General features: G+C 62.8%; 26 protein-coding genes and 2 pseudogenes. 21 read left to right on the top strand and 7 right to left on the bottom strand.

What is annotated here, in order from left to right:
• Window positions 1-95: 95 nt before the first annotated feature.
• Both NKI72_RS02560 and NKI72_RS02555 read left to right on the top strand, forming a co-directional pair.
• Window positions 96-302: pseudogene (locus NKI72_RS02560) on the top strand (acyl-CoA dehydrogenase C-terminal domain-containing protein); the annotation flags it as partial.
• A gap of 53 nt (window positions 303-355) precedes the next feature.
• Window positions 356-1,108, top strand: a complete 753-nt coding sequence (locus NKI72_RS02555; protein ID WP_352849876.1) for a crotonase/enoyl-CoA hydratase family protein — start codon at window positions 356-358, stop codon at window positions 1,106-1,108.
• A gap of 72 nt (window positions 1,109-1,180) precedes the next feature.
• Here NKI72_RS02555 and NKI72_RS02550 read toward each other — a convergent pair whose 3' ends face one another.
• Window positions 1,181-1,678, bottom strand: coding sequence for a hypothetical protein (locus NKI72_RS02550; protein ID WP_352830728.1), 498 nt, complete (start codon window positions 1,676-1,678; stop codon window positions 1,181-1,183).
• 34 nt (window positions 1,679-1,712) lie between these two features.
• Window positions 1,713-2,330 (bottom strand): pyridoxamine 5'-phosphate oxidase, encoded by a 618-nt coding sequence (pdxH, locus tag NKI72_RS02545; protein ID WP_352830726.1) that lies wholly within the window; start codon window positions 2,328-2,330, stop codon window positions 1,713-1,715.
• Window positions 2,331-2,369: 39 nt separating this feature from the next.
• Here pdxH and NKI72_RS02540 point away from each other — a divergent pair, with 39 nt between their 5' ends.
• Together NKI72_RS02540 and NKI72_RS02535 are read left to right on the top strand one after the other, a co-directional pair.
• Window positions 2,370-2,831: an RT0821/Lpp0805 family surface protein gene (locus NKI72_RS02540; RefSeq protein WP_352849875.1), complete on the top strand. Its 462-nt coding sequence runs from the start codon at window positions 2,370-2,372 to the stop codon at window positions 2,829-2,831.
• Between the two features lie 100 nt (window positions 2,832-2,931).
• On the top strand, window positions 2,932-3,858 hold the full coding sequence (locus NKI72_RS02535; protein WP_352501969.1) for a DnaJ C-terminal domain-containing protein: 927 nt from the start codon (window positions 2,932-2,934) through the stop codon (window positions 3,856-3,858).
• Between the two features lie 74 nt (window positions 3,859-3,932).
• On the opposite strand, the gene NKI72_RS02530 is transcribed toward NKI72_RS02535, so the two are convergent.
• The gene (locus tag NKI72_RS02530) at window positions 3,933-5,189 is read right to left on the bottom strand and encodes a YcaO-like family protein (RefSeq protein WP_352748786.1); all 1,257 of its coding nucleotides are present in this window, start codon (window positions 5,187-5,189) and stop codon (window positions 3,933-3,935) included.
• A gap of 150 nt (window positions 5,190-5,339) precedes the next feature.
• Here NKI72_RS02530 and NKI72_RS02525 point away from each other — a divergent pair, with 150 nt between their 5' ends.
• Window positions 5,340-7,070: an adenylate/guanylate cyclase domain-containing protein gene (locus NKI72_RS02525; RefSeq protein WP_352748784.1), complete on the top strand. Its 1,731-nt coding sequence runs from the start codon at window positions 5,340-5,342 to the stop codon at window positions 7,068-7,070.
• A gap of 10 nt (window positions 7,071-7,080) precedes the next feature.
• Here NKI72_RS02525 and NKI72_RS02520 read toward each other — a convergent pair whose 3' ends face one another.
• On the bottom strand, window positions 7,081-7,659 hold the full coding sequence (locus NKI72_RS02520; RefSeq protein WP_352593319.1) for a hypothetical protein: 579 nt from the start codon (window positions 7,657-7,659) through the stop codon (window positions 7,081-7,083).
• A gap of 173 nt (window positions 7,660-7,832) precedes the next feature.
• Here NKI72_RS02520 and NKI72_RS02515 point away from each other — a divergent pair, with 173 nt between their 5' ends.
• From NKI72_RS02515 to NKI72_RS02500, 4 genes are all read left to right on the top strand, one after another.
• The gene (locus tag NKI72_RS02515; RefSeq protein WP_352748778.1) at window positions 7,833-9,200 is read left to right on the top strand and encodes a S8 family serine peptidase; all 1,368 of its coding nucleotides are present in this window, start codon (window positions 7,833-7,835) and stop codon (window positions 9,198-9,200) included.
• A complete protein-coding gene (locus tag NKI72_RS02510; RefSeq protein ID WP_352748772.1) occupies window positions 9,191-10,348 on the top strand; it encodes a DUF1501 domain-containing protein in 1,158 nt (385 codons plus the stop codon). Before NKI72_RS02515 ends, NKI72_RS02510 begins: the two co-directional genes overlap by 10 nt.
• Before the next feature lie 530 nt (window positions 10,349-10,878).
• On the top strand, window positions 10,879-11,700 hold the full coding sequence (fabI, locus tag NKI72_RS02505) for an enoyl-ACP reductase FabI (protein WP_352830720.1): 822 nt from the start codon (window positions 10,879-10,881) through the stop codon (window positions 11,698-11,700).
• A 31-nt stretch (window positions 11,701-11,731) separates the two neighbouring features.
• Window positions 11,732-12,319, top strand: coding sequence for a histidine phosphatase family protein (locus tag NKI72_RS02500; RefSeq protein ID WP_352456876.1), 588 nt, complete (start codon window positions 11,732-11,734; stop codon window positions 12,317-12,319).
• Window positions 12,320-12,382: 63 nt separating this feature from the next.
• Here NKI72_RS02500 and NKI72_RS02495 read toward each other — a convergent pair whose 3' ends face one another.
• Window positions 12,383-12,646 (bottom strand): DUF1344 domain-containing protein, encoded by a 264-nt coding sequence (locus NKI72_RS02495; protein WP_023716902.1) that lies wholly within the window; start codon window positions 12,644-12,646, stop codon window positions 12,383-12,385.
• A 275-nt stretch (window positions 12,647-12,921) separates the two neighbouring features.
• Between NKI72_RS02495 and aroC the strand changes: the two genes are divergently transcribed.
• Together aroC and ribB are read left to right on the top strand one after the other, a co-directional pair.
• Entirely contained in the window at window positions 12,922-14,022 is a 1,101-nt protein-coding gene (aroC, locus tag NKI72_RS02490; protein WP_352748766.1) for a chorismate synthase, read from the top strand.
• 176 nt (window positions 14,023-14,198) lie between these two features.
• Window positions 14,199-15,299 (top strand): 3,4-dihydroxy-2-butanone-4-phosphate synthase, encoded by a 1,101-nt coding sequence (ribB, locus tag NKI72_RS02485; RefSeq protein WP_352449900.1) that lies wholly within the window; start codon window positions 14,199-14,201, stop codon window positions 15,297-15,299.
• A gap of 58 nt (window positions 15,300-15,357) precedes the next feature.
• On the opposite strand, the gene NKI72_RS02480 is transcribed toward ribB, so the two are convergent.
• Entirely contained in the window at window positions 15,358-16,581 is a 1,224-nt protein-coding gene (locus NKI72_RS02480) for an MFS transporter (protein ID WP_352849874.1), read from the bottom strand.
• A gap of 118 nt (window positions 16,582-16,699) precedes the next feature.
• Here NKI72_RS02480 and NKI72_RS02475 point away from each other — a divergent pair, with 118 nt between their 5' ends.
• The 7 genes from NKI72_RS02475 to NKI72_RS02445 all read left to right on the top strand — a co-directional run bounded on the left by NKI72_RS02475 (window position 16,700) and on the right by NKI72_RS02445 (window position 22,472).
• Window positions 16,700-17,311, top strand: coding sequence for a TetR/AcrR family transcriptional regulator (locus NKI72_RS02475; protein WP_352830716.1), 612 nt, complete (start codon window positions 16,700-16,702; stop codon window positions 17,309-17,311).
• Between the two features lie 175 nt (window positions 17,312-17,486).
• Window positions 17,487-18,413, top strand: coding sequence for a histone deacetylase family protein (locus tag NKI72_RS02470; protein WP_023674116.1), 927 nt, complete (start codon window positions 17,487-17,489; stop codon window positions 18,411-18,413).
• Between the two features lie 3 nt (window positions 18,414-18,416).
• Window positions 18,417-18,668 (top strand): exodeoxyribonuclease VII small subunit, encoded by a 252-nt coding sequence (locus tag NKI72_RS02465; protein WP_031211056.1) that lies wholly within the window; start codon window positions 18,417-18,419, stop codon window positions 18,666-18,668.
• Window positions 18,669-18,777: 109 nt separating this feature from the next.
• A complete protein-coding gene (locus tag NKI72_RS02460) occupies window positions 18,778-19,044 on the top strand; it encodes a DUF2277 domain-containing protein (protein WP_023716908.1) in 267 nt (88 codons plus the stop codon).
• Window positions 19,045-19,053: 9 nt separating this feature from the next.
• Complete coding sequence (locus NKI72_RS02455) at window positions 19,054-19,974, top strand: pirin family protein (RefSeq protein WP_352540104.1); 921 nt, start codon at window positions 19,054-19,056, stop codon at window positions 19,972-19,974.
• Between the two features lie 81 nt (window positions 19,975-20,055).
• Window positions 20,056-21,969: a 1-deoxy-D-xylulose-5-phosphate synthase gene (dxs, locus tag NKI72_RS02450; RefSeq protein ID WP_023674120.1), complete on the top strand. Its 1,914-nt coding sequence runs from the start codon at window positions 20,056-20,058 to the stop codon at window positions 21,967-21,969.
• 209 nt (window positions 21,970-22,178) lie between these two features.
• Window positions 22,179-22,472: a hypothetical protein gene (locus tag NKI72_RS02445; RefSeq protein WP_352849872.1), complete on the top strand. Its 294-nt coding sequence runs from the start codon at window positions 22,179-22,181 to the stop codon at window positions 22,470-22,472.
• Between the two features lie 27 nt (window positions 22,473-22,499).
• Here NKI72_RS02445 and NKI72_RS02440 read toward each other — a convergent pair whose 3' ends face one another.
• Entirely contained in the window at window positions 22,500-22,901 is a 402-nt protein-coding gene (locus NKI72_RS02440) for a GFA family protein (protein WP_352849871.1), read from the bottom strand.
• 175 nt (window positions 22,902-23,076) lie between these two features.
• On the opposite strand from NKI72_RS02440, the gene NKI72_RS02435 reads away from it, so the two are divergent.
• The 3 genes and pseudogenes from NKI72_RS02435 to NKI72_RS02425 all read left to right on the top strand — a co-directional run bounded on the left by NKI72_RS02435 (window position 23,077) and on the right by NKI72_RS02425 (window position 25,542).
• The gene (locus NKI72_RS02435; RefSeq protein ID WP_352849870.1) at window positions 23,077-23,856 is read left to right on the top strand and encodes a TlyA family RNA methyltransferase; all 780 of its coding nucleotides are present in this window, start codon (window positions 23,077-23,079) and stop codon (window positions 23,854-23,856) included.
• Window positions 23,853-25,094: a class I SAM-dependent RNA methyltransferase gene (locus NKI72_RS02430; protein WP_352849869.1), complete on the top strand. Its 1,242-nt coding sequence runs from the start codon at window positions 23,853-23,855 to the stop codon at window positions 25,092-25,094. The genes NKI72_RS02435 and NKI72_RS02430 overlap by 4 nt, the downstream gene beginning before the upstream one ends.
• 96 nt (window positions 25,095-25,190) lie before the next feature.
• Window positions 25,191-25,542 (top strand): annotated as a pseudogene (locus NKI72_RS02425) (antitoxin Xre/MbcA/ParS toxin-binding domain-containing protein).
• The last annotated feature ends 3 nt before the right edge of the window (window positions 25,543-25,545 follow it).

The raw sequence follows: 25,545 nt of genomic DNA, 5'->3' as shown, positions 1-25,545 counted from the left end.
CCCCCCCTCTTTTTTTTTACTTGCCTGCCCCCCCACCGCCCTCGACCCGCTACAGTGGGTCGGCCGCGTCTGTTTTGTAAAAGACCCCGGCGGGGGCCCGCGCCACACCCTATCTCAGGCTGATCTCGCTTGCCGCAGGCGGGGCCTATCTGGCGCGCGGCGCGCTTGCCGACCAAAACCGCATCGCGCTTTGCCGGTTCTTCGCCGAGAACCTGCTTGGCGAAGTGGCCGCGCTCAAAGAGCGCGTCGTCGGCGGCGCCGACAGCCTTGCCGTTGCCGGCAAGGCGCTGATTTCAGCCTGAGGTTCGCACGCGCCGAAATTCACAAAGGCCCGAAATTCACAAAGGACCAATCCGTGACAGACCACATCCTCGTCGAACGCCGGGGCGCCATCCAGATCATCCGCATCAACCGTCCGGACAAGAAGAACGCCCTGACCCGCGCCATGTACGCGACGATGTCGGCGGCCCTTGCCGGGGGCGACGCCGATCCGGCGATCCGCGTCCATGTCTTTCTCGGCGTGCCCGGTGCCTTCTCGTCCGGCAACGACCTTGCCGATTTCATGATTGTCGCCTCGGGCGGTGAAGGCGGTACCGAGGTCTGGGATTTCCTGATGGCGCTGGCCAAGGTGGAAAAGCCGATGGTTTCCGGTGTCGACGGCATTGCGGTCGGTATCGGCACCACGCTCAACCTGCATTGCGACCTGACCTTCGCCACGCCGCGCACACTATTCTGGACGCCCTTCGTCGATCTCGGCCTTGTGCCGGAGGCCGGTTCGAGCCTGCTCGCGCCGCAGATCCTCGGCCGCCAAGGCGCCTTCGCGCTGCTTGGCCTCGGCGAGGGCTTTTCGGCCGAGCGCGCGAAGGCCGCCGGGCTGATCTACGAGGTGGTCGAGGAGAGGGAACTCGAAGCATCGGTATTGGCGGCGGCGGGCCAGATCGCTGCCAAACCGCCGCAAGCGCTGAAGATCGCGCGCGACCTGGTGCGCGGCTCGCGCGACGCCCTTGTCGAACGCATCGGCCAGGAAAGCCAGCATTTCCGCGAGCGGCTCAAATCCGACGAGGCCCGCGCAGCCTTGACGGCCTTCATGACCAGGAAGAAGGCCTAGACCTTCTGGCCTTGTCTCGCATCGTGGACCCGCCGGCAGCAACCGGCGGGTTTTCTTGCCATGATCTCTTTGTTACATCGCCATTTTTTTACATTCGGCCTGGGCCTTTGCCGAAGACGTGTCGATCATGAATGTCTTGCCTTTGGCGTCGGTCATCAACATCATGCAATGCTTGATCGGTTTCGCCATTTTCATCATTTCGGCGCTCATCTTCGCGTCGGGCATCATGGTGCCCATATGCCCATCGGGCATGATCGCCATGACCTCCCCACCCTTCATCACCGTCATTGTCCCCATCGCGTCCTCCGCAAAGGCTTGCGAAGCGAAAAGGCAGGCAAGACCGGCTATCGTGACCAACCTGAGTGAATGCATTGCTTCCTCCTGAATTTGCGCCGGCGGCGCGTTGAGCCCTTTCCTGGTTCGTTGCGGCAAGCTGGAACGTTTCACGCACACGAGATCGTGATCGTAGGAATTTGGAAATCCGGCAGAAGCGGCCCGGCCTTGGCCGCCTTCATGACCAGGAAGAAGGGCTGAAAAAATGGGCGCCGGTGCGGAAGCTGCCTGTCTCACTACAAGGGGGAGATCGGCGGTCCACCGTCGTCCCCTAGGGATAAAGCCTCACCTTGTCCCAGCCGCCCTCGGCGTTGCGCGAAAACACGACACGGTCGTGCAGCCGGAACGGACGGTCGTGCCAGAACTCGATGGTCTGCGGCACGATGCGAAAGCCCGACCAGTGTTTTGGCCGCGGGATGTCGCCGATCGCGTGGCGCGCCGTATATTCGGCAACCGCCTTTTCCAGCGCGAAGCGGCTTTCCAGCGGCCGCGACTGCTTGGAGGCCCAGGCGCCGATGCGGCTGCCGCGCGGACGGGTCGCGTAATAGGCATCGGCTTCGGCCTCGGTGACGATCTCCACCGGGCCGCGCGCCCGCACCTGCCGGCGCAACGATTTCCAGTGGAAGCAAATCGCCGCTTTCATGCTGCCAAGAATCTCGCGGCCCTTGGCGCTTTCGAAATTCGTGTAGAAGACAAAGCCGCCCTCATCGACCCCCTTGAGCAGCACCATGCGGACATTCGGCATGCCCTCGGCGTCGACCGTCGCCAGCGCCATGCCGTTGGGGTCGTTGATTTCGCTCTTCGTCGCGTCGTCGAGCCACGCCGCAAAGAGCCGGAACGGCTCCGCCGCCTCGGTAAAGTCACCGCTTGTTAACCCGGTTTCGCTCATAGTTTTCCCAAATTTGTCGCCGGCTGGGGAGATTGCCGATTGTCGCGTATCGCGCAAGCCTTTGACAGTGGGCAATGGAGCGTTATCGCTTCGGCCAGCGCCAAAGCCATGATCGTGACAATCATCCTGCCGCTTGCCGCCTGTGGCGGGGGCGGCTTCAGCCTGGAGCAGGCGGAGGTCGACCGCTCGATACTGACCTCGAGCACGCCGGCCTCAGTCACGCCGCTCGATCAGGACCGCGCTTCCGACCAGGCCACGATCCGCAACGCCGTGTCCTCCGCCGACGTCGAGCAACTGGCCGGGCAGGCCATTCCCTGGGCGAATGCCGACACCGGCTCGCGCGGCTCCATCACCGAGCTCGCAGAATTCAGGGCTAACGGTGAGACATGCCGTCGCTTCACCGCGTCGCGCGAAAGCTTCGACGGCGTCGCGCTGTTCAAAGGCGAAATATGCCTGGCCGGCGGCAGCATCTGGCGCATACAGGACTTCAAGGCGCTCTGATTTTCCGCCGGCTATATAGCGGTAAGCCACTGGAATTTCTTCCTATGCAAGCGCATATAGGAGGCGATCATGGAACCACTCCTTCTCCAGGGCAGTAAGCATGCGCGACCCCTATGAGGTGCTGGGCGTTGCCAAGAACGCATCGGCCAAGGACATAAAATCGGCGTACCGGAAGCTCGCCAAGAAGTATCATCCGGACCAGAATCCGGATCCCAAGGCAAAGGAGCGTTTTGCCGCCGCCAACCAGGCTTACGAGATCGTCGGCGACGAGAAGAACCGGGCGGCTTTCGATCGCGGTGAGATCGACGCCGAAGGCAAACCGCGGTTTCAGGGTTTCGAGAGTGCGGCCGGCGGCGCCGATCCTTTCGCCGGTTTCCGCCGGCAGCAAGGGCCGGGCGGCGCGCATTTCGAATTCCGCACGGGCCGTCCCGGCGGCGATCCGTTCGACGGCAACAGCGACATCTTCAGCCAGATCTTCGGCGATGCTTTCAGCCAGCAGCGCGGCGCCGGCACGGGCGGCCGCCGTCAGGCGCCGACGGCCGCAGATCTCAACGTGACGCTGGACGTCACCATCGAGGAAGCCGCCACCGCCGAGAAAGTGACGGCGATGTTCCCCGACGGCCGCAAGATGGCGGTCAAGTTGCCGGCCTATGTCGAGGACGGCCAGACCATCCGGTTGAAAGGCCAGGGTGAGCAAGGACCGGGGCAGCCGGGCGATGCGCTGGTCAAGATCCGTTTCCGCCGGCACCCGCGCTACCGCGTCGAGGGCCGCGACCTGCATGTCGACCTGCCGGTGGAACTGGCCGATGCGGTGCATGGCGCCAAGGTGGCAGTCGAAACTCCGACCGGCAGGATTGCGGTCAACGTCCCCCCTTGGTCGAGCTCGGACAAGGTTCTGCGGCTGAAGGGCAGGGGCCTGCCGGAAAAGGCCGGCGGTCACGGCGACCTCTACGCGCACGTGCGGCTGATGCTGCCGGAAGGCGGCGACGCCGAGCTAGAGGCGCTGATGCGCCGGCGAAAGCGCTGACGGTCGAAAAGGCTGGCGCTTGATACCGTCTGAAAAGCGTGCCTTCCGCGGTGGGCATGCCCGCGACCATACGATCACAATGGAAAGGGAACCTCGTGGATGGCCTGGGAAACTGATGGCCTCAAACCTAGGCGCACAGGGACATCATAGAGCCTGCCGCCGCCCAACCGGGGCTTGGTAGGACGAAGTCCAGGTACAAACACTCGTGCAACAGGCGATTCGGCGTTGTGCGTCAGGTTGACCGCAAAGATCTCAAGTTCGTGCTCGCGGCAGATGTCGAGGCAATAGTTCCAATCCAGTCGCAACTCGGCCGAAGAGGCCTGAATTGCTGAATTGCCAGACAGGTGAGGAAGGCGATGAATGTTCTCGTCCATGTGCCACCGATAGAGGTGCAGCGCGCCGGGGGTGAAGGCCGCCGTGCCGGACGTATCGGCGTTCCGTTTGAGCAGGGTTAGGTTCGCCTCACATTCTGCAAGTTCCCCCACCGCGCGCCGGGCCGCCTCCGACATGGATCGTCCGGCCGCGAATCCGAACGCAATCGCGCCACCCCCGACGTGATGAGAAATTGCAGCGACAATGGGGATGGGCAGGTCAAGCGTCAGGAGCAGAAGCCGCAATTCGCGGTTCTGCGTCAGCAGCCAATCGGCGTATTGGGATGCCAGTCCATCCGACAGCGAAGTCAGGTCTATCCGAGGCAGAACCAGCCGATTGTACCACCATATGGCCGTTGCATCGCGCTCCACGACTTCGCAGAAGCCGCGCACGACCGCGTCCTCCATGCTCGATCCCCTCGCAAGACCATTGGAGTCAGCCGGGGGCAGACCTGATGACTCATCGTTGGGATACCCGAGAAAGCACAATCCCGCAGGCACCCAGGCCTCGCTCGTGCTGAAGCGCGGATCACTCCGGATCCAGTCCAGCGGCTGCGACCTGCGCCAGCGGATCGGGACCGCGCGGCTATCATCGACGTTTTTGTTCCAATGCAGCCGCTCGCAATACTGCGCGTCACTGAAAAGTGTGAGTGCAGGCGGCTCGATCACGCGCCCGCGCAATTCGCCGGCGCGGGCGCGTGACAGTCGCTCATGAGGGATCATCTGGGCGAAATAGGTTTCATCGGCCTCATACACGCAGGCGGTTGCCGCCTCCTGCGTGCTGTTGCCCCACCCTGACACAAAACGAGAAGGTCTGGCCCCTCGTACGGGACCGACCGCGACCGTGATCGGGCATCCGAGCGTGGGATCGGTGATCACGATGGGGCCGTAAACCAGGCTTGACCCGCCGGCACCTGCCTCGGCCGCCTGCCGCTCCGGCCTTATGGACCCTTCACCCAAGCACGGCCCTCACTGTTCAATCCTCTACATTATCGGCACCAATTGCTCATTCGCACGCTGACACGCACTGGAGTATGATGCAAACTCCTGCGAGACGCTTTGATATCGTCAAGCCACCGTCGAACATAATATAACCCGCCGAGGGAGAGAATGAACGCGGGCGACAGCAATCTTCAGCGACGTCTGACGGCTATCCTGGCTGCTGACATGGTCGGTTACTCGTCGCTGATGGCCCGGGACGAGGAGCGCACCTTCGCGCTCGTCAAGCATCTCATGCAGGACGAAATAGAGCCTAGGATCACGCAGCACCGGGGACGGGTTGTGCGAACGACCGGAGACGGGATGCTCGCCGAGTTCCCAAGCGCTTTCGAAGCCGTGCAGTCAGCAGTGGAAGTCCAGGAACTGCTTGTCGGCCAGTCTTCGGCGAAAGCCAGCCAGGAAATTTTTCTCCGGATTGGGATCAACTTCGGTGATATCATTGTCGATACCGATGGCGATGTGTTTGGAGATACCGTCAACATAGCCGCGCGCCTGGAACAGTTCGCCAGTCCGGGCGGAATCTGCCTTTCCGGAAAGGTGCACGACGAAGTTCGCGACAAAATTCATCTTCCGTTTGAGTTTTGCGGCGAACAGCATCTCAAGAACATTCCACGCCCGATTCCCGTATACTCGTTGTTCCACAAGCCTAAAGGGCTGCCGCCTGCATCGACTGCACAGTTGGCTGGTCCGAGCAAGCCCTCCATCCTCGTTCGCCCGTTCAAGAGCGCGGGCGACGTCCAACCCTATTTCAGTGGCGGCTTCACCGAAGACTTCGTCACGGAACTGACGCGCTTTACTCAGCTTACGGTTGCGTCTCATTACACGTCGACGCGGCTCGAGGATGTGGACCTGGTGGCGGATAGTGGCGTGGATTTCGTCATTGAAGGCGGCATCCGCCGCATGGGCCGGCGAATGCGCATTACATGCGAACTGGTCGACGCAACCTCGGGTGAGTGCTTATGGGCCGAGCGCTACGACGGGGACGAGCAGGACATCTTCGATGTCCAGGACGAACTGATCGGGAAGATCGTCGGGACCGTTATCGGCCGTCTTACGGCCGCAGGCGCCGAGAAGGCGCGGCGTAAACCACCTGCCAATCTCGCGGCCTATGAGTGCGTGCTCCGGGGCAATGCCCTGCCCCTGGGCGACATCGCGGCCGAAATGGAGGCTCGACAGTGGTATCAGCGAGCGATCGAGCTCGATCCATCCTACGGGCGCGCGTACGCCAAGCTCGCCCACTATAAACAGCTTGAATGGTTTCGCGACATGGGGCCGTCGGATGCGGTGCTTGCCGAGGCTTATGACATCGCAAAAAAAGCGGTGGCGCTTTCCCCCAATGATCCAGTCTGCCTGAACATACTGGGCTGGGTGCTCCTCCACCGTCGTGATTTCGACGTCGCATCTCAGCTATACGCACGCGCGCTCGAACTCAATCCGCACGATCCCGAGCAGGTCTCCTATCAAGGGACTTATCAAACATTTGCCGGCGAGCCCCAAAGTGCCTTGGACTGGTTCGAACGGGCGCGAGTGCTCGATCCCCTGTACGAGCCTTCATGGTATTGGCCGTTCCGCGGTCTTGCCCATTTCATTGCCCACCGTCCGGATAAGGCAGTTGTCGATCTGGGCCGCTCGTCCACCATGCCGACCTGGGTTAAGGTCTATCTGGCCGCAGCGAACGCCCTACTTGGCCGAAGCCAAGAGGCGAAGAGCTACACGTTGCTGGTTCTGCGTGGCGCACCGGAGTTCTCCCGGCGGCGGTTCGCCGCCAAGGAACCTTACAAGCTGGACGGAGACCGCAACACGCTGCTCAACGGCATGCGGGAAGCGGGATTGCCCGAGTAGGGACTGGCGACTATCTGCAGCCAAAGAGCACGGCCGTGGCGAGCTCGTCATGGTAGTGCCTGCCCTGGGCGTATTTGTGATAGTCGTGGAGATAATCGATCAGATCGCTGCGGGTCAGGACCCCCCTCGGCACCTGGGGCACCACCACGTTGATCAAGTTCGGTTCGTCCACGTGAACTTCGACAGACACTCCCGTTTCCACGATGTCTTCCAGCACCAATTTGAGATCACGCTTCAGGTCCGCATACGCGGCAGCATTCGGGATCGCGTCGCCCCCGTCGAGAGGGTCATCCTCGTATTTTATGGGCTGACCATTCAGATCTTCTATCGTCAGCGTCTGCGAATGTGGCGCTGTTCCGGCGGCGGCGGTCCGGACCCTGATGTTGCCGATGGCACGGCCTGCTTCCGGCCGAAGTCTGATAGTATCACCGACGGCGAAAATCTGCCGATCAATGGTAATTGTTAGGGGATCTGTTGAATCCATGGACAAGATACGTGACGAGGCCGGCAAAAGCTTGAGCCAGGCCCCTACGATCGCTGCGCCGATCTCTTGGACTTGCCGACCTGGCTTCAATTCTGCCCTGGGCATCGCCGAGGCTCCCCTCCGAGGTCAATGCAAATAGCCTAAACGCATTTTGCATCTGTCGCAAGCAATGCGCAGGCGGCATGCTCGCATCGACTCGATGTTTTCATGGACAGAAAGCCGTATTGGGAGCATTCTGATCCTCGCGGTATCAGTAACGACAGCCGGAGGGTGTACGAATGATACTTGCTCAACTTCGTGTGCTGTTGCTCGGCTGTCTCCTCGCCGTTGTCGGAACAGCGAGACCGGAAGCGTCAGGCGAGGAGGGCTTCACCGACAGCGGTGACATCGAAAAGACTTTCATCGTCGACATCGCCAGGGCGGCGGAGTTACGCAAGGATATCGGCGCGCTAAACAAGTTCATCGCAGGCAAGGGCAAGCTGGACGCGGTGGACATGCCGGATATCGGTATCAGCATCGTGACGGGGACCTTTTCCGAGAGCGAGATCGAAGAGCTGCGCTCCAGGGGATATGAGGAGCCGGATCCTTTCGTGGTGAACCTGTTCGATGGTGCCACCTGCGAGGGGCCGGAACTCCTGGGCATCTCGCCGACTGCGGATGTTGTCCCTCCCAGCGTCTGCAGGGTCGTCGGGTCACCACAGCCGGTGGCTTCAGGATCGCCCACCGTATGGATCATCGACAGCGGAGTGGATTGGAGCGTTGTCACCGCCGGGCTCCTCAAGGTTCAGGAAGCCATCGATTGCACGAGCAGCCCATGCCAGACCGTGTCGAGCCTCGACGACACAGTAGGGCACGGGACGATGGTGGCAGCAGTTATCGGCGGAAAGCGTGTCAAGCAGGGCGACCAGTATATAGGTCTGGTTGGTGTCAGCCCCGACGCCCCGCTCAAGATCGTAAAGGCCTTCAGTAAGCTGAAGACCGAAATTTTCGGCCCGCCTCTTCTCGCGCTTCGCCATGTTCGGGACAACGCGGTCGCTGGGGATATTCTGAACTTGAGTTGGGGTGCATTATATCTGGAGAGCACCAGACGCGGAAGCACGTTGCAAGATCTTAAATTTCTCGACGCCCTTCTTTATCAGATCGCCGACCGTCAGGTGCGCGTTGTGGTAGCTGCGGGCAACCCCCGGGAAGACGAAGAGGGCCCTTGGGTACAGTCTTATTTCCCGGCCAATGCGGCGACTTATTTTTCGCCTGTGACGACAGGAAACAAGGTGGGAGCGATATACAGCGCTTCGGCTTCCAACAGCGAATATATTCAGGTGGCAACTCCTGGGAAATGCCAAGGCATCAGCAACGCCTGGTGCGACACGCTATGGCGCGGGGGGGCGTTCGGCGCGTCCTATGCCGAACCGGGCGTCAATGTCCTGTCACTGTGGAAGAGCCGAAAGAACGGCAAGCTCCGGAGGAACATCTGTTCGGGCACATCTTTCGCAGCCCCGGCACTTGCCGGCCTTTTGGTTCGCAACGCGCAGCCGACTAACAAGGCTCTGACAACGGGAAGTCTTAGCCCGAATACGGATCTGCTAGGGTATATGACCGCGGGTACGCCGGTGAACCCAAGTTCGGACGAGCCTAAATGCAACTGACCCGAAGGGCAGCGCTGCAAGGTTTGGTCTTGGCGTCCGCGTTCGGTAGCGTGCGTCTGGCCGGTGCCTCGCTTGTGGACGAAGATCCTCGCCTTCTGCTCGTCCACGTGCGTGGCGGACTAGATGCACTAGCTGCTGTGCCGCCCTACGGCGATCCGCATTTTGCCTCGGTGCGCGGGCCCCTCGTGCCTTTCCCGAACTCTGGCGTCGCCGAGATGCTCAAGCTCGACGGGCTCTTCGCGCTTCATCCGGCGCTCGGGTCTCTCCTGCCCCACTACTCGTGCGGCGAGTTGCTCATCGTGCCCGCGACCGCCATTCCGGATGCGGGCCGGTCCCACGCGGCCGCCCAGGCGGCGCTGTTCGACGGCGATATCGACGGCGGCAGCGCCGGATGGCTCGACCGGGCTTCTTCTGTACTGTCGCGCCGGCAGAAGGCGGTGTGGCGGGGCAGACCGGCCGATCGATCGATGGACATGCTGGCCCATCTTGCGCTGGCCAATCCTCGGCTCGAACTCGTCCGCCTCTACGCCGAGGGCACTTGGCCGTCCGGCGCAAAGGGCAGCGAAAGCCTGCTGGAACAACATGCCGCATGCGACGCGGCTCGCTTCGGCGACGCGGCCAGGAGCGCGGCGCTTGCCCTGTCAGCTACGGGCGGACCGCGGATCGCGATGCTCGAGGTGGCCGGCTTCGACACGCATGTGGCGCAGGGAGCGGACTTCGGAAGGCTGGCGCGGAGTTTGAATGGGCTCGCGCGGGGCCTCATTGCATTTGCCCAAGCGTCCGGGCCTGCCTGGAACAGGACGGCGGTGCTGGTGGTCACGGAGTTCGGCCGTTCCGTGGTGCCCAACACCGACGGCGGCACTGATCACGGCGTCGCGAGTGTCACCTTGTTAATGGGTGGCGCCGTTGCCGGCGGGCGAGTAGGCAATCGCTGGCCCGGTCTTGCTCGAGACCTGCTTCATGGCGGAACAGACTTGGCTGCTACGACGGACGTACGATCGATCATAAAGGGCGTGCTGACGGAACACCTGCGTCTTCCTGACCGAGCAATGGCTGAAATTTTCCCAGGCGCTGCCGGGATACCGGCGGTGCGTGGACTGTTTATCGGGAGCCGTTGTCCAGGCGGAGGTCGACTGGCTTCGATATGATCTCCAGCGCGGTTTAGCTTCTTATCCGCGTTTTCGTCGGCTACGGGACGCATCGGACTGCAATAGGCGACACCTAGTCTTAAGTGGCCGCTTCTAAGAAGCTTCCGGAATCACGGCTATTGTGAAGGGTTTCGAATGCCGGCCCCCAGCGCGGTCGCCTATAATGTCCGGTTTAAGGGAATGGCCGAGCTAACTTGAATGGCCGAGATGAGGCGCAAAGCGATCGTCCACGGCCCAAAGCATGGAAGTCGGCTTGGGGTCATGAGCGTGACTTCGGCCGGTGGCCAACGAAACTTCCGCCAAAGGCTCATCTTCCGCCGTGCCACACGGACACCAAGTGTCGGGTTTGCCCACCGGCCCACGACCGCAAGGTCAAAGCGCTACAGCGTCCTTTGCACGTCCAAAGGACGCGCGGCGCTGTTGAGCAAACGCTTTTGTCCCCCGAACTGTCCGCTTTGAACGCTTGAAGGGGCACTGTGGCTGTGCGATAGGCACTCCACAAAGCAGAGAACCTTTCGGAGAGCGCTGACATGGCGGGTGGACGGGGCCTTATGGCCGGCAAGCGCGGCCTTATCCTTGGCATCGCCAACAATCGCTCGATCGCTTACGGCATCGCCAAGGCCTGTGTCGACCATGGCGCCGAGATCGCGCTGACCTATCAGGGCGAGGCGTTCAAGAAACGCGTCGAGCCGCTCGCGGCGGAACTGGGCGCGCATGTCGCCGGCCATTGTGATGTGACCGACCCGGCCAGCCTCGATGCGGTGTTCGAAAATGTCAGCAAGCACTGGGGTGGCAAGCTCGATTTCCTCGTCCACGCCATCGCCTTTTCCGACAAGGACGAACTGACCGGCCGCTATGTCGAGACGACGCGCGACAATTTCCTGCGCACCATGGATATTTCGGTCTATTCCTTCACCACCATCGCCAAACGTGCCGAGGCGCTGATGACCGACGGCGGCTCGCTGCTCACGCTGACCTACTACGGCGCGGAAAAGGTGATGCCGCACTACAACGTCATGGGTGTCGCCAAGGCGGCACTCGAAGCCAGCGTGCGCTATCTGGCCGTCGACCTCGGCGCCAAGAAAATCCGTGTCAACGCGATCTCCGCCGGCCCGATCAAGACGCTTGCCGCATCCGGCATCGGCGATTTCCGCTATATCCTGAAATGGAACGAATACAATTCGCCGTTGAAGCAGACGGTCACGCAGGAGGAGGTCGGCGATTCCGCCGTCTATTTCCTGTCCGACCTTTCGCGCGGCGTCACCGGCGAGGTCCATCATGTCGATTCCGGCTATCATGTCGTCGGCATGAAGGCGGTCGACGCGCCGGATATTTCGACGGTCAAGGACTGACGCCACCGCCTGACCTCTTCCGGAAGACCTGATGTACCCGCTCGTCTATATCGTGCGCCACGGCCAGACGGCGTGGAACGCCGAGGCCCGGCTGCAGGGGCAGGCCGATACCGACCTCAACGAGCTCGGCCGCGAGCAGGCTAGCCGCAACGGGCGCAGGCTGGCCGAACTCATCGACAAGCCCGAAGATTTCGACTTTGTCGCCAGCCCGATGCGGCGCACGCGCGAGACGATGGAGCGCCTGCGCGCGGCGATGAAGCTCGATCCGCACGCCTATCGCACCGAGCCGCTGCTCGTGGAATTGAGCTTTGGCGACTGGCAGGGTTTCACCTTTGCCGAACTCGAGGCGAACAATCCCGGTTCGACCAGGCGCCGCCGCCTCGATAAATGGAATTTCCAGCCGCCCGGCGAGGGCGCCGAAAGCTACCAGATGCTGCTCGAACGGGTGAAGCCGTGGTTCGACGCGCTCGATCGCCAGACGGTCTGCGTGACCCATGGTGGCATCATGCGCGTAATGTTCCGCTTGGTACTTGGGATGTCCGAACAAGATGCGGTCAGCATGGAAGTGCCGCAGGATCGCGTGCTCAGACTGGACGGCCGGCGCCTGGAGTGGCTCTGAGACCGATGACGTAGCGTATGTTGAGATCAGGTCGGGCCGGCATCAGCTGAATATCGACGCGTCCTACTCGGTCGATCCGGTGTCCGGCAGTTCCATATCGGTGACGACGTTCTCGCCATTGGTCACGTCGTAGGCGAGGACGATGTCCATGCCTGGCTTCAGCGCATCGAGGTCGGTTTCGGCGTTCAGCTTGTAGGACTTGCCGTCGTCCAGCGTCAGCGTCAGCGCATCCTTGTCGACCTTCTTGATCAGGCCTTCGGTCTGGCCGGCGAAGGCGGCGGTGGAAATCAACAGCGTGGCGGCAACAGCGCCAATCAGGATACGCATCATCGTCCTCTTTAATCATTGCCGGTACAGCGGCTCGGTCCAACGGAACGGAACTGAGCAGAAACCAATCGAATGTGTCAAAACTAAATCCGCGGGATCACAGTTTGACCACTGTGGAAAACGCCAATAGAAGGCAGGCGACAGCGCCGCGCGTCCTCCTGGACGCGCAAGGGACGCTGTAGCACTTTTGATTTTGTGCATGATCCTTTCCGAAAATCGCTCCGATTTTCGGGCTCATGCGCTGAGCCGGCTCCGACGCCGGCAGGGCTGGTTCCATGTCGCACAACACGTTCGGCCATCTTTTCCGCGTCACCACCTGGGGCGAAAGCCACGGGCCGGCGCTGGGCTGCGTCGTCGACGGCTGTCCGCCAGGCATCCGCTTCACTCGCGACGAGATCCAGGCCGAACTCGACAAGCGCCGCCCCGGCCAGTCACGTTTTGTAACGCAGCGTCGCGAACCTGACGAGGTGAAGGTCCTGTCCGGCTTCATCCTCGATGAGGACGGTGAGACGATGGTCACCACCGGCACGCCGGTGTCGATGCTGATCGAGAACGTCGACCAGCGCTCCAAGGACTATGGCGACATCGCCCGCCAGTTCCGGCCGGGCCATGCCGATTACACTTACGAGGTCAAATACGGCCTGCGCGATTACCGCGGCGGCGGTCGCTCCTCGGCGCGTGAGACGGCGGCGCGGGTGGCCGCCGGGGCGCTTGCCCGAAAGGTCGTGCCCGGCATGGTGGTGCGCGGCGCGCTGGTGTCGATGGGCGATAAATCGATCGATCGCGCCAATTGGAACTGGAATTTCGTCCGCGACGCCGAAAACCCGTTCTTCACGCCTGATCCGGCATCCGTCGCCGTCTTCACGAAATATCTGGACGGCATCCGCAAGGCGGGCTCCTCGGTCGGTGCGGTCATCGAGATCGTCGCCGACGGCGTTCCGGCGGGGCTTGGCGCGCCGATCTATGCCAAGCTCGACCAGGACATCGCCGCCGGCCTGATGTCGATCAACGCCGTCAAGGGCGTCGAGATCGGCAACGGTTTCGAGGCCGCCCGCATCACCGGCGAGGAGAATGCCGATGAGATGCGCATGGGCAATGACGGCAAGCCGGTCTTCCTGTCCAACAATGCCGGCGGCATCCTCGGCGGCATCTCGACCGGCCAGGCGATCGTCGCGCGTTTCGCCGTCAAGCCGACCTCGTCGATCCTGACGCCGCGAAAGTCGATCGACAAGGACGGTAACGACGTCGAGATCATGACCAAGGGCCGGCACGATCCATGTGTCGGCATCCGCGCCGTACCGATCGGCGAGGCGATGGTTGCCTGCGCCATTGCGGATCATTATCTGCGTCATCGGGGACAAACGGGAAGGGAGTAGGGGAGTAGGGGAGTAGGGGAGTAGGGGAGTAGGGGAGTAGGGGAGTAGGGGAGTAGGGGAGTAGGGGAGTAGGGGAGTAGGTTACGCAGCTCCCACGACAGCATTTTTTCCTTTTCCCTACTCCCGTACTGCCCTACTCCCTTACTCCCCTGTTCCCGCGAGCGAAGCGAGCACCCATGCCTTACGACCAGAAGAAAATCGTCGAAGCCCTGCGCGCCTTCGAGCGCGGCGAGATCGTCGTCGTTATGGACGATGACGGCCGCGAGAACGAGGGTGACCTGATCGTCGCCGCCGTCCATTGCACGCCGGAAAAGATGGCGTTCATCGTCCGCAACACGTCGGGCATCGTCTGCACGCCGATGCCGCGCGAGGAAGCAAAGCGGCTCAACCTGTCGCCGATGGTGGCTGACAATGATTCCGCCCACACCACCGCCTTTACCGTCAGCGTCGACTTCAAGCACGGCACCACGACCGGCATTTCGGCGGACGACCGCACGCTGACGGTGCGCAATCTCGCCAATGGCAATGTCGGTGCTTCCGATTTCGTCCGCCCCGGCCACATCTTTCCGCTGATCGCGCGTGAAGGCGGCGTGCTGATGCGTTCGGGCCATACCGAAGCCGCTGTCGACCTCTGCAAGCTCGCCGGCCTGCCGCCGGTCGGCGTCATTTCCGAGCTGGTCAATGATGACGGCACCGTCATGCGTGGCCCGCAGGTGCAGGCCTTCGCCGAAAAGCACGGGTTGAAGCAGATCTCGGTTGCCGACCTTATCGGCTACCGGCAACGCAAGGAAACGCTCGTCGAGCGCGTCGCCTGTTCCGACATCGAGACGCCCGGCGGCAAGGCACAGGTCTTCACCTACACGCTGCCCTGGGATTCCATGCATCACGTGGCGGTCGTCTTCGGCGATATCCGCGACGGCGTCGAGGTGCCGGTGCGCCTTCATTCCGAGGACGTGGTCAGCGACGTCTTCGGAACCAGCCACAGGCTGGACGCCATCATGAAGGCGATGGGCGAGCGCCAGCGCGGCGTCATCGTCTATCTGCGCGAAGGCTCGGTCGGCGTCGCCCATCAGGAGCGCAAGCGCCCGGCTGCCGGCGACCGCGAGGATCACGAAGAGGCTCGCCGCCGCGAAAACGAATGGCGCGAGATCGGCCTCGGCGCGCAAATCCTCAAGGATCTCGGCATTTCCTCGATCAACCTGATCGCCTCGCGCGAGCGCCATTATGTCGGCCTCGAAGGTTTTGGCATCCACATTGCCAAGACCGAGATTCTTTAAGCCATTCTCACGATGCTGGTATGCGTCCGGCCCGCCTCGGGACCGGACGCGCCGGAAACTATTCCGCAGCGACCGCCGCTGCGTCGCATGCAGCCATGTCGCAGCCCGGCGCGGCAAGGCTGCGCTGGCCGGCGAGCACGATGACCAGCGCGATTGTGCCCGATGCCACCGATACCCAGAACCCGTTCTGCGCGCCGAAAGCGTCCACCACCCAGCCGGCGGCGAACGAGCCGAGCGCCATGCCGATGCCGATGCCGGTCATCACCCAGGTCACGCCTTCGGTCAGCACCGCCTCGGGCACGCGCCGTTCGATCAGGCCGAATGCCGTGATGAAGGTCGGCGAAATCGCCACGCCGCTGACGAAGACGGCCAGTGCCAGCAGCGGTACTGTGTCGGCGACGAGCAGCGGCAGCGTGGTAAGCGCAATGATGGCGATTGCGATGGCAAGCTGAATTTGCAGCGGCAGTTTCAGGTTCAGGGCGCCGATGATGATGCCGACGACGAACGATCCGAGCGCGTAGACGCCGATGACGAAGCTGGCGGCCCCTGGCTGGCCAAGCTCCTTGGTGATCGCCACCGTGCTCACCTCCGTGGTGGCGAAGGTCGCGCCGATGAAGATCAGGGCCAAGGTGATGATCTGGACCGGCCGCAGGCGGATTGCCGAGCCGCCTGAACCATGTTCCACCGGTCGGGCTCGCGGTTCGGTCGAGCGCTGCAGGATGAAGGCCGTCGAACCGAAGGCGAGGAACAATGTGCTCGCGAGCACTCCCGCTTCCGGAAAAAGCGCAACGCTCAGCCCTACCGACAGCGATGCGCCGGCGATGTACACCAGTTCGTCCGCCGCCGACTCGAAGGCGAACGCCGTGTTCAGCTCGGGGCGGTTGCGAAAAATCTCGGTCCAGCGTGCGCGCACCATTGCCGGGATGCTGGGCATGACGGCGGCGAGCAGCGCCGAGACGAATAGCGTCCATATCGGCCAATGCTGATTGGCCGCTGCAATCAGGATCGCGAAAGCGAGCGTGGAAATCATGGCGGTCGGCACCACAATCCGCGTCTGGCCGAGGCGGTCCACCAGCCGTGATACCTGCGGGGCGACGAAAGCGTTGGCCAGCGCATATGTCGCTGAGACGGCGCCGGCCAGCCAGTATTCGCCATCGGTCTGCGACAGCATCGCGACGATCCCGATCGGAGCCATGGCCATCGGCAGCCGGGCAACGAAGCCGGCCGCGGCAAAGCCCTTGGCGCCGGGCGCGCGAAAGATCTGGGAATAGGGATTTTGCATGGTCTGGCTCCTCGACAACGGCCGGTTCGGCGATTACATACGTAGCGTATGAGTTTAAATAGATCATACGCGGCGTATGTCAATTGGCATACGAGACGTATGTTAATAGGGCCAGAGCATGCATAGACCACGCAAGGAGATGATTGCCGAAACCCGCGCCAAGCTGATTGCCGCGGCACGCCACGCCTTCGGTACGCTCGGCTATGCCGAAGCCTCGATGGACGATTTCACGGCATCGGCCGGGCTGACGCGCGGTGCGCTCTATCATCACTTCGGCGACAAGAAGGGCCTGCTCCAGGCGGTCATTGCCGAGATCGATGCCGAAATGTCGGCCCGGCTGAAGGTCGTTTCGGCCAAGCCGGACAATCTCTGGCAGGGCTTTGTCGACGAATGCACCGCTTATATCGAGATGGCGCTGGAGCCGGAGATCCAGCGTATCGTGCTTCGCGACGGGCCGGCGGTGCTCGGCGATCCATCGCAATGGCCAAGCCAGAGCACATGCATCCGGTCGATGACAGAGAGCCTGCAAAGACTGAGCGACGAGGGGACAATTCTCGCCGTCGATCCCGAAGCCGCGGCAAGGCTGGTCAGCGGCGCCTCGCTGCATGCGGCGCAGTGGATCGCAAATTCGAACCATCCCGAAGCGACGTCGAAGAAGGCAGTGAAGGCGTTCAAGGTTCTTCTGGAAGGGCTGCTCAATCGCACCGGCAAGCTGCCTCAGCCTGACTGACCGTCGGCGATGCAGCCCGAGGTTGACCGATCACCGGCCTGAGGTCATCTTTTCGCCGATCCCAAGGCGGCTCGCGGTGGGCTCAGCCGACGCCGGTTGCCTAAACCCTGTTGAACATCGCGTCACCAGCGCGCGAAAACATGGCCAAAGCGGCGAGGCGCGCCTATATCGGGGCATGGTCACGAGACTTTACACCCACCCGATTTTTCTCGAGCACATAACCCCGCCCGGTCATCCGGAGCGACCGGACCGTCTGCGCGCCATAGAGCGTGTGCTTGACGACGAGGCCTTCGCGGCGCTCGATCGCGTCCAGGCGCCCGAAGGCGACGAGGCAACGATCCTCTACGCGCATCCGCCCGAATTCGTCGAACGTGTCCGCGCAGCGATTCCGGACACCGGCATCGCCCGTATCGACGCCGACACCACCGCCAGCCCGAAGAGTTGGCAGGCGGCCGTGACCGCGATCGGCGCAGCCAACGCCGCGGTCGACGACGTCTTCACCGGCCGTGCCGAAAACGTCTTCGTCGCCGCACGGCCGCCCGGCCATCATGCCGAAAAGACCACCTCAATGGGCTTTTGCCTGTTCAACACCGCCGCGATCGCGGCACGCTACGCGCAGAAGAACCATGGCGCCGACCGCGTCGCCGTCGTCGACTGGGATGTGCATCACGGCAACGGCACGCAGGACATTTTCTGGGACGATCCATCGGTGCTCTATTGCTCGACACACCAGATGCCGCTTTACCCGGGAACCGGGGCCGTGAGCGAAACCGGCGCCGGCAACATTGTCAACGCGCCGCTGGCGCCGCAGAGCGGCAGCGATAGTTTCCGCGACGCCTTTCTGTCACGCATCCTGCCGGCGCTCGACAATTTTGCGCCCGACCTCATCATCATCTCCGCCGGTTTCGATGCCCACCACCGCGATCCGCTGGCCGAGATCAACCTGACCGAGGATGATTTCGACTGGGCGACCGGCCAGTTGCTCGAACGAGCCGGGCGCCGTAGCCGCAACCGGCTCGTCAGCGTGCTCGAGGGCGGCTACGATCTGCAGGGATTGGCATTTTCAGTCGCCGCCCATGTCGGGCGGCTGATGAAGGGATAGACGATGGCTGGTGAGACCAACGAGGATGTCAAGGCGATGAGCTTCGAGCAGGCGCTCGAGGCGCTGGAGAGGATCGTCGACGATCTGGAGCGCGGCGACGTTCCGCTCGACCAGTCGATCCGCATCTACGAGCGCGGCGAGGCGCTGAAGGCGCATTGCGACCGGCTGCTGAAGGCGGCCGAGGACAAGGTCGAGAAAATCAGGCTGTCGCGTGACGGCAAGCCGGTGGGGACAGAGCCGTTGGACGCGGATTGAGGCGCGGCCTCGAACGACAATTTTGCTTACCGGCTTTGGACATCATCACGATTGAGGATAAAACTCATCCCGTTTGAAACGGCTCCAGGACGAGAGGAGATTGCGAACGATGTGCAGAAACATCAAAACCCTGTTCAATTTCGATCCGCCGGCAACCAATGACGAGGTCCGCGATGCCGCGCTTCAGTTTGTCCGCAAGCTGAGCGGAACGACGCGGCCGTCGAAACAGAACCAGCATGCGTTCGACCATGCCGTCGAGGCCATTGCCGCCTCGGCGCGCGAATTGCTCGACAGCCTCGAGACGACACAGCATCCGCGCAATCGCGAAGAGGTGGCGGCCAAGGCGAAAGCCAAATCTGCACTTCGCTTCGCCTGAGGGGACCGCGTGAGCTTCTTTCCCGGAAACGATCCGCAGATGGGCGATGCCTTCGCCAGCGATCAGATCGAGCTGATGGTCATTCCGAATGCCAAGGACATCGGCGGATTTCAGGTTCGCCGCGCCTTGCCGACGGCCAGGCGCCGGCTGGTCGGACCCTTCATCTTCTTCGACCGCATGGGTCCAGCCGTTCTGCGAGCGGGCCAGGCGCTCGACGTGCGTCCGCACCCACATATCGGCCTGTCTACGGTGACTTACCTGTTCGACGGCAAGATCAGGCACCGCGATTCGCTCGGCACCGAGATGGTAATCCAGCCCGGCGATGTGAATTTGATGACCGCCGGCCGTGGCATCGTCCATTCGGAGCGGACACCGGAAGAATTGCGCGGCGCGCCGATGTCGGTTTCCGGCCTGCAGACATGGCTGGCGCTGCCGGACGGCAAGGAGGAGGTCGCGCCGGTCTTCGAGAACACCGCAGCCCTGCGCCTGCCCGAAGTCGAGGCCGAGGGGGTCAGCGGCCGTGTGATCATCGGTGCGTTTTCCGGACTGCGCTCCCCGGTCGCCACCGCTTCGGACACGCTTTATGCCGATCTCAGGCTGGCGCCGGGTGCCAGCGTGAAAATCCCGGCCGATGCCGAGGAGCGCGCCATCTATACGCTGGAAGGCGAGGTTTCGATATCCGGTGACCGCTTCCCGGCCGAGCGGCTGCTGGTTTTCCGGCCCGGCGATGAGATCGTTGTCTCATCGGAACGCGGCGCCCATTTCATGCTGTTTGGCGGCGCTTCGCTCGGTTCGAAACGTTATATCTGGTGGAATTTCGTATCGTCCTCAAAGGAACGCATCGAGCAGGCGAAAGAAGAATGGAAGACGGGCCGCTTCGATATCGTTCCTGGAGACGAGCAAGAGTTCATCCCGCTGCCCGAAAGCTGATGCGCGTTACCGCCACATTTACATTCGCCGGCCAGCGGCATATTTCACGATGAACAGAAAATCTGACCAGGCTCGCAAACAGTGAACGCAAAGCCCGATACGCCGCTTCTCGACAAGGTCCGCGTCCCAGCCGATTTGCGCACGCTTGCCGAAGGCGACCTGCCGCAGCTGGCTTCCGAGCTTCGCGCCGAACTGATCGACGTCGTTTCCCACACCGGCGGCCATCTCGGCGCCGGCCTTGGCGTGGTCGAGTTGACCGTCGCGCTGCACTACGTCTTCAACACGCCGGACGACCGGCTGATTTGGGACGTCGGCCACCAGGCTTATCCACACAAGATCCTGACCGGCCGCCGCGATCGCATCCGCACGCTGCGGCAGGAGGGCGGCCTGTCCGGCTTCACGCGTCGCGTCGAGAGCGAATACGATCCGTTCGGCGCAGCCCACTCCTCGACCTCGATTTCAGCCGGCCTCGGCATGGCGATGGCGCGCGATCTGTCCGATGGCCGCAACAATGTCATTGCCGTCATCGGCGACGGCGCCATGTCGGCCGGCATGGCCTATGAGGCGATGAACAATGCCGGCGCACTCGATGCCCGGCTGATCGTCATCTTGAACGACAACGATATGTCGATCGCTCCGCCGACCGGTGCAATGAGCGCCTATCTGGCCCGTCTGGCGTCGGGCAAGACCTATCTGGGCTTGCGCGATTTCGGCAAGAAGCTGACGTCCTATCTCGGCGAGCGCGCCGATCGCGCCATCAAGCGAGCGGTCGAGCATGCGCGCGGTTACGTCACCGGCGGCACGTTGTTCGAGGAGATGGGGTTCTACCACATCGGCCCGATCGACGGTCACAACCTCGAGCACCTGATCCCGGTGCTGAAGAACGTCCGCGACAATGCCGACGGCCCGGTGCTGATCCATGTCGTGACCCAGAAGGGCAAGGGCTACGCCCCGGCCGAGGCGGCGGCCGACAAATATCATGGCGTCAACAAATTCGACGTCATCACCGGCGCCCAGGCCAAGGCGCCCGCCAATGCGCCGAGCTACACCAAGGTGTTTGCCGAAAGCCTGATCCAGGAGGCCCGAGAGGACGACCGCATCGTCGCTATCACCGCCGCCATGCCGAACGGCACTGGGCTTGATCTGTTCGGCGAAGCGTTTCCGGCGAGGACCTTCGATGTCGGCATCGCCGAGCAACATGCGGTGACCTTCGCCGCCGGCCTTGCCACGGAAGGCTTCAAGCCTTTCGCGGCGATCTACTCGACCTTCCTGCAGCGCGCCTACGACCAGGTCGTCCACGACGTGGCGATCCAGAAATTGCCGGTGCGCTTTCCGATCGATCGCGCCGGCTTCGTCGGCGCCGATGGTGCCACCCATTGCGGCGCCTTCGACACGACCTTCCTGGCGACGCTGCCCGGTTTCGTCGTCATGGCCGCGGCCGATGAGGCCGAGCTGCGCCACATGGTACGCACCGCTGCAAGCTACGATGACGGCCCGATCGCCTTCCGATACCCGCGCGGTAACGGCGTTGGTGTCGAGATGCCGCAACGCGGCTCGGTATTGGAGATCGGCAAGGGTCGGATCGTCAGGGAAGGCACCAAGGTTGCGCTGCTTTCCTTCGGCACCAGGCTGCAGGATTGCCTGGCCGCGGCCGAGGAGCTTGGCGCGGCCGGGCTTTCGACCACGGTCGCCGATGCCCGTTTCGCCAAGCCGCTCGACGAGGACCTGATCCGGCGGCTGGCCCGTTCACACGAGATACTGGTGACGGTGGAAGAGGGCGCGGTCGGCGGCTTCGCCAGCCATGTGCTGCAGTTCCTGGCCCATGAAGGGCTGCTGGAGAGCGGCCTGAAGGTGCGCCCGCTGGTGCTGCCCGATACATTTGTCGACCATGCCAAGCCGGAAAAGATGTATGCCGATGCCGGGCTGGACAGCGCCGGCATCGTGCGCACCGTGTTTGTGGCGCTGGGGCATACCGCGCAGGCCCAGCGCGCCTAGCTTTTAGACGCATTCCCACGACGCCGACGCGATTCAACTTGGCTGCAAGATGCTAGTCTGAATCAATATCTCAAACGCTTGAATCAAATTGCCGGCGAACAGTCGTAACATGCTGTTTACGCTGCCGTTTGGCGATTTGCTTACCGTGTCCTTTGGCCGTTCTTCAACGCTGCCCTGCTAGAAGGCAACAGGCAGGGGAAAGCAGACCAATGAGATCGCTTTTGGGCGGCATCGCGCTTGCGGCCATCGTCGTCTTGTCGGCTATAGCCGAAACGCGCTACGACCGCAAACTCGAAGAGGCGGTGATGGGCGTCGTCGCCGGCAAGATCGGCGAGATCCGTGGCGGCTTCTCCTACAAGCAGGCGCCGCAATTCGTCGTCGTGCCCGATACCTTGCCGAAGGCGTCCAGTTCCGCTGACCGGCCGCGCACACAGGTGTCCGGCGACAGCAGCGACGGTCTGACGCCGGCCGTCGAACGGCGGGTTTCGCGGACCATCTTCTAAAGCATGATCCCGAAGAGACTCTAGAAACTAGAACCACATGTCCCGCACATAGCGACCATCTCTCGGCAAATCCTCGAATGTATCGAGACCCTCGAAATGGTCGATCGGGAGATCGGCGACGGCCACGGGCGGCGCAAGCCTCACATTGACGGCGATGCGGTAGCGCCCAGCCGCATCGGGATGCAAACCGCGCCAGGCCAGGACGCAAGCGCAGGTTGGGCAGAAGAGAATCTCAAGCGAAGGATGAGCCTTTCCGACGCGCCGATAGGCGCTTACGGGCCCGGCAAGGCGGATGCGTTCGTCGACATAGTCGTAAGCCCAGAGCGTGCCGTAGCGACGGCAAAGTGTGCAATTGCAGGCAGTGATCGAACCGGGATCGCCCTCCAGGGTCCAGTGGGCTGCGCCGCAGTGGCAGGTTCCCGTCAGCATGTTCCTCCTCCACGTTTCGACGGCTAAACGGCATCTCTTTCTTAGCATTGCGTCGGGTCTCGTGCGAGGCTCGACAAACAGCGCAGCGGCTTGATGCGCTCACCGCCTTTCCAACCATGCCTTGTCTGATCGCCAAATTCCTTGCCATCATCGTTGGCTTTCGCCATGAAGGCCGATGACTTCCCTTCCGCCAGCCAGCATACGCCAGCGGCTCGACGAATTGCTCGTCCAGCGCGGCCTGTTTGCCAGCCGCTCGCGTGCCCGCGACGCGGTCGAGCGCGGCACCGTGACGGTCGATGGCATCGTCGCCCTCAAGCCGGGCCAGGCCGTTCTGCCTGAGTGCAACATCGTCGTTGACGATCCGGCGCAAGGTTACGTGTCGCGCGCTGCACTGAAGCTGAAGGCTGGTCTTGACCATTTCGCCCTCGACCCCACCGGCAGCGAAGCGCTCGATGTCGGCGCCTCGACCGGCGGCTTCACGCAGGTGCTGCTCGAACGCGGCGCGGCGCATGTCACGGCGATCGATGTCGGGCACGGCCAGATGCACTCCAACATCGCCGGCGATCCGCGCGTGACGGTAATTGAAGGCCTGAATGCGCGCGAACTATCGGCCGCCCATCTCGGCGGCCGTGTGCCGGATTTCATCGTCTCGGATGTCAGCTTCATATCGCTGAAACTGGCGCTGCCGCCGGCGCTTGCCTTGGCCAGGAATGGCGCAAAAGCTGTGTTTCTGGTCAAGCCGCAATTCGAGGCCGGCCGCGAGGCGATCGGCAAGGGCGGCCTGCTGAAGGACCCCTATGATGCGGCGCGCATTGCCGGCCTGATGCAGGACTGGCTCGATGCCATTCCCGGCTGGCGCTCGCTGGGGCTTCATCTGTCACCGATAGAGGGCGGCGACGGCAACCGCGAGTTCCTGCTCGGCGGCATCAAGGACGTCGAGACCCAGAAGCGATGAGCACCCGTTTCACGATCGCAAGGTTGGGCTCGCAGGGCGACGGCATCGCCGAGACGGAAACCGGCGAGGTTTTCATTCCGTTCGCGCTGCCGGGAGAGGTCGTCACCGCCGCGCGGGAGAAAGATCGCGCCACCTTGATGTCGGTCCTTGAGGCTTCGCCGTTGCGGGTCGATCCGCCGTGCCGGCATTTCGGCGCGTGCGGCGGCTGCGCCGTCCAGCATCTCGAGACTGAAGCCTATCACCGGTGGAAGCGCGAAAAGGTCGTGCATGCGCTGAAGAGCAAGGGCATCGCTTGCGATGTCGGGGCGCTGGTGCCGTGCGCGCCGCACACGCGCCGCCGCGTCGTCTTCACCGCCCGGCGGAGCGAGGCGCGAATGCAGTTCGGCTTCGTTCGCGCGCTGTCATCCGAGATCATCTCGATCGAGGAATGCCCGATCTCGGCGCCGCAGATCGTCGCTGCGCTCGACCGTTTGAGGATGCTTGCCGGACTGATCTGCACCACGACCAAATCGTTCCACATGGCGGTGACGGTGACCGGTTCCGGCCTCGATGTCGCGGTTCACGATTCCGGCAAACTCGGCGAGAACCAGCGCCGCGTCGCCTCCAACTTCGTCATCGCCGAGGGGCTAGCCAGGCTGTCGGTCGACGGCGAGGTCATTATCGAACCAAACAAACCGGTCGTCCTGTTTGGCGGCGTCGCCGTCGCAGTGCCTCCGGGCGCTTTCCTGCAGGCGACCGAAGCTGCCGAACAGGCGATGGCCAACATTGTCGGCCAGCATTTCGCGCGCGCCAAAAAGCTCGCCGATCTCTTCGCCGGCTGCGGCAGCTTCGCGCTGCGCCTGGCCGCAAGATCGGAGGTTCACGCGGTGGAAGGCGATGCGGCAGCACTCGCGGCGCTCGACCGGGCATTCCGTTTCGCCAGCGGCCTGAAGCGGGTGACCGGCGAACGTCGCGACCTGTTCCGGAGGCCGCTCACATTCAAGGAGTTGAATGCCTTTGACGGCGTTGTCTTCGACCCGCCTCGCGCCGGCGCCGAGGACCAGTCGAAGCAGATCGCGCGCTCCGACGTGCCGCTCGTCGCCGCGGTGTCTTGCAATCCGGTAACGCTGGCGCGGGACCTACGCATCCTCATGGACGGCGGCTATACCCTGAAGAGCGTGACGCCGATCGACCAGTTCCTGTGGTCGCCGCATGTCGAGGCCGTGGCGCTGTTGGAGAAGCCGAGACGAAGACGCTAGCAGCCAGGGCCTGAAACGCGCACCAAAAAAGCACATTTTTAGCGCACGTCGTTCAGACCGTGCTAGGGAATTGCCACGAGCACCGCAGCCTTCGAAATTTCGCCATCGTGCTTCGGCGAGGAGCGGGCGCCGTTTCTCTCGCCAAGGCGGGTCGCTGAACTGCTAGGGGGTCAATACGACAGAACTGGCGGGGCTGACCGGTCTCGCGCGCAACACGCTTGCCGCCGAGTCCGGTGCGCGCAAGGTCGACGCCGCATTGAGTCCCATCGTCCGTATCCTGGCGATGGCCGGCGAGATGGCCGGTGATGAACATCGTGCGGCGATCTGGTTCAAGCATCAGCCGATCCCCGGTTGGGCCGGAAAGACCGCCTACGATCTGGTTCGCGAAGGCAAGACGGACAAGGTGCTTGCCTATCTGGAGGCAGTCCGCTCCGGCATCTATGCCTGAAAC

Origin of the sequence: Mesorhizobium sp. M0437 (genome assembly GCF_040321335.1) — a bacterium.
Lineage (GTDB): Bacteria > Pseudomonadota > Alphaproteobacteria > Rhizobiales > Rhizobiaceae > Mesorhizobium.
This window is presented reverse-complemented; position numbering and strand designations above follow the sequence as displayed.

Coding starts and splice junctions, on each gene's coding strand:
- NKI72_RS02460 (WP_023716908.1), top strand. CDS start 18,778: ATGTGCAGAAACATCAAAACCCTGTTCAATTTCGATCCGCCGGCAACC.
- NKI72_RS02535 (WP_352501969.1), top strand. CDS start 2,932: ATGCGCGACCCCTATGAGGTGCTGGGCGTTGCCAAGAACGCATCGGCC.
- NKI72_RS02525 (WP_352748784.1), top strand. CDS start 5,340: ATGAACGCGGGCGACAGCAATCTTCAGCGACGTCTGACGGCTATCCTG.
- fabI (WP_352830720.1), top strand. CDS start 10,879: ATGGCGGGTGGACGGGGCCTTATGGCCGGCAAGCGCGGCCTTATCCTT.
- ribB (WP_352449900.1), top strand. CDS start 14,199: ATGCCTTACGACCAGAAGAAAATCGTCGAAGCCCTGCGCGCCTTCGAG.
- aroC (WP_352748766.1), top strand. CDS start 12,922: ATGTCGCACAACACGTTCGGCCATCTTTTCCGCGTCACCACCTGGGGC.
- NKI72_RS02470 (WP_023674116.1), top strand. CDS start 17,487: ATGGTCACGAGACTTTACACCCACCCGATTTTTCTCGAGCACATAACC.
- NKI72_RS02445 (WP_352849872.1), top strand. CDS start 22,179: ATGAGATCGCTTTTGGGCGGCATCGCGCTTGCGGCCATCGTCGTCTTG.
- NKI72_RS02515 (WP_352748778.1), top strand. CDS start 7,833: ATGATACTTGCTCAACTTCGTGTGCTGTTGCTCGGCTGTCTCCTCGCC.
- NKI72_RS02440 (WP_352849871.1), bottom strand. CDS start 22,901: ATGCTGACGGGAACCTGCCACTGCGGCGCAGCCCACTGGACCCTGGAG.
- NKI72_RS02465 (WP_031211056.1), top strand. CDS start 18,417: ATGGCTGGTGAGACCAACGAGGATGTCAAGGCGATGAGCTTCGAGCAG.
- NKI72_RS02520 (WP_352593319.1), bottom strand. CDS start 7,659: ATGCCCAGGGCAGAATTGAAGCCAGGTCGGCAAGTCCAAGAGATCGGC.
- NKI72_RS02430 (WP_352849869.1), top strand. CDS start 23,853: ATGAGCACCCGTTTCACGATCGCAAGGTTGGGCTCGCAGGGCGACGGC.
- NKI72_RS02500 (WP_352456876.1), top strand. CDS start 11,732: ATGTACCCGCTCGTCTATATCGTGCGCCACGGCCAGACGGCGTGGAAC.
- NKI72_RS02435 (WP_352849870.1), top strand. CDS start 23,077: ATGACTTCCCTTCCGCCAGCCAGCATACGCCAGCGGCTCGACGAATTG.
- NKI72_RS02475 (WP_352830716.1), top strand. CDS start 16,700: ATGCATAGACCACGCAAGGAGATGATTGCCGAAACCCGCGCCAAGCTG.
- pdxH (WP_352830726.1), bottom strand. CDS start 2,330: ATGAGCGAAACCGGGTTAACAAGCGGTGACTTTACCGAGGCGGCGGAG.
- NKI72_RS02495 (WP_023716902.1), bottom strand. CDS start 12,646: ATGCGTATCCTGATTGGCGCTGTTGCCGCCACGCTGTTGATTTCCACC.
- NKI72_RS02480 (WP_352849874.1), bottom strand. CDS start 16,581: ATGCAAAATCCCTATTCCCAGATCTTTCGCGCGCCCGGCGCCAAGGGC.
- NKI72_RS02510 (WP_352748772.1), top strand. CDS start 9,191: ATGCAACTGACCCGAAGGGCAGCGCTGCAAGGTTTGGTCTTGGCGTCC.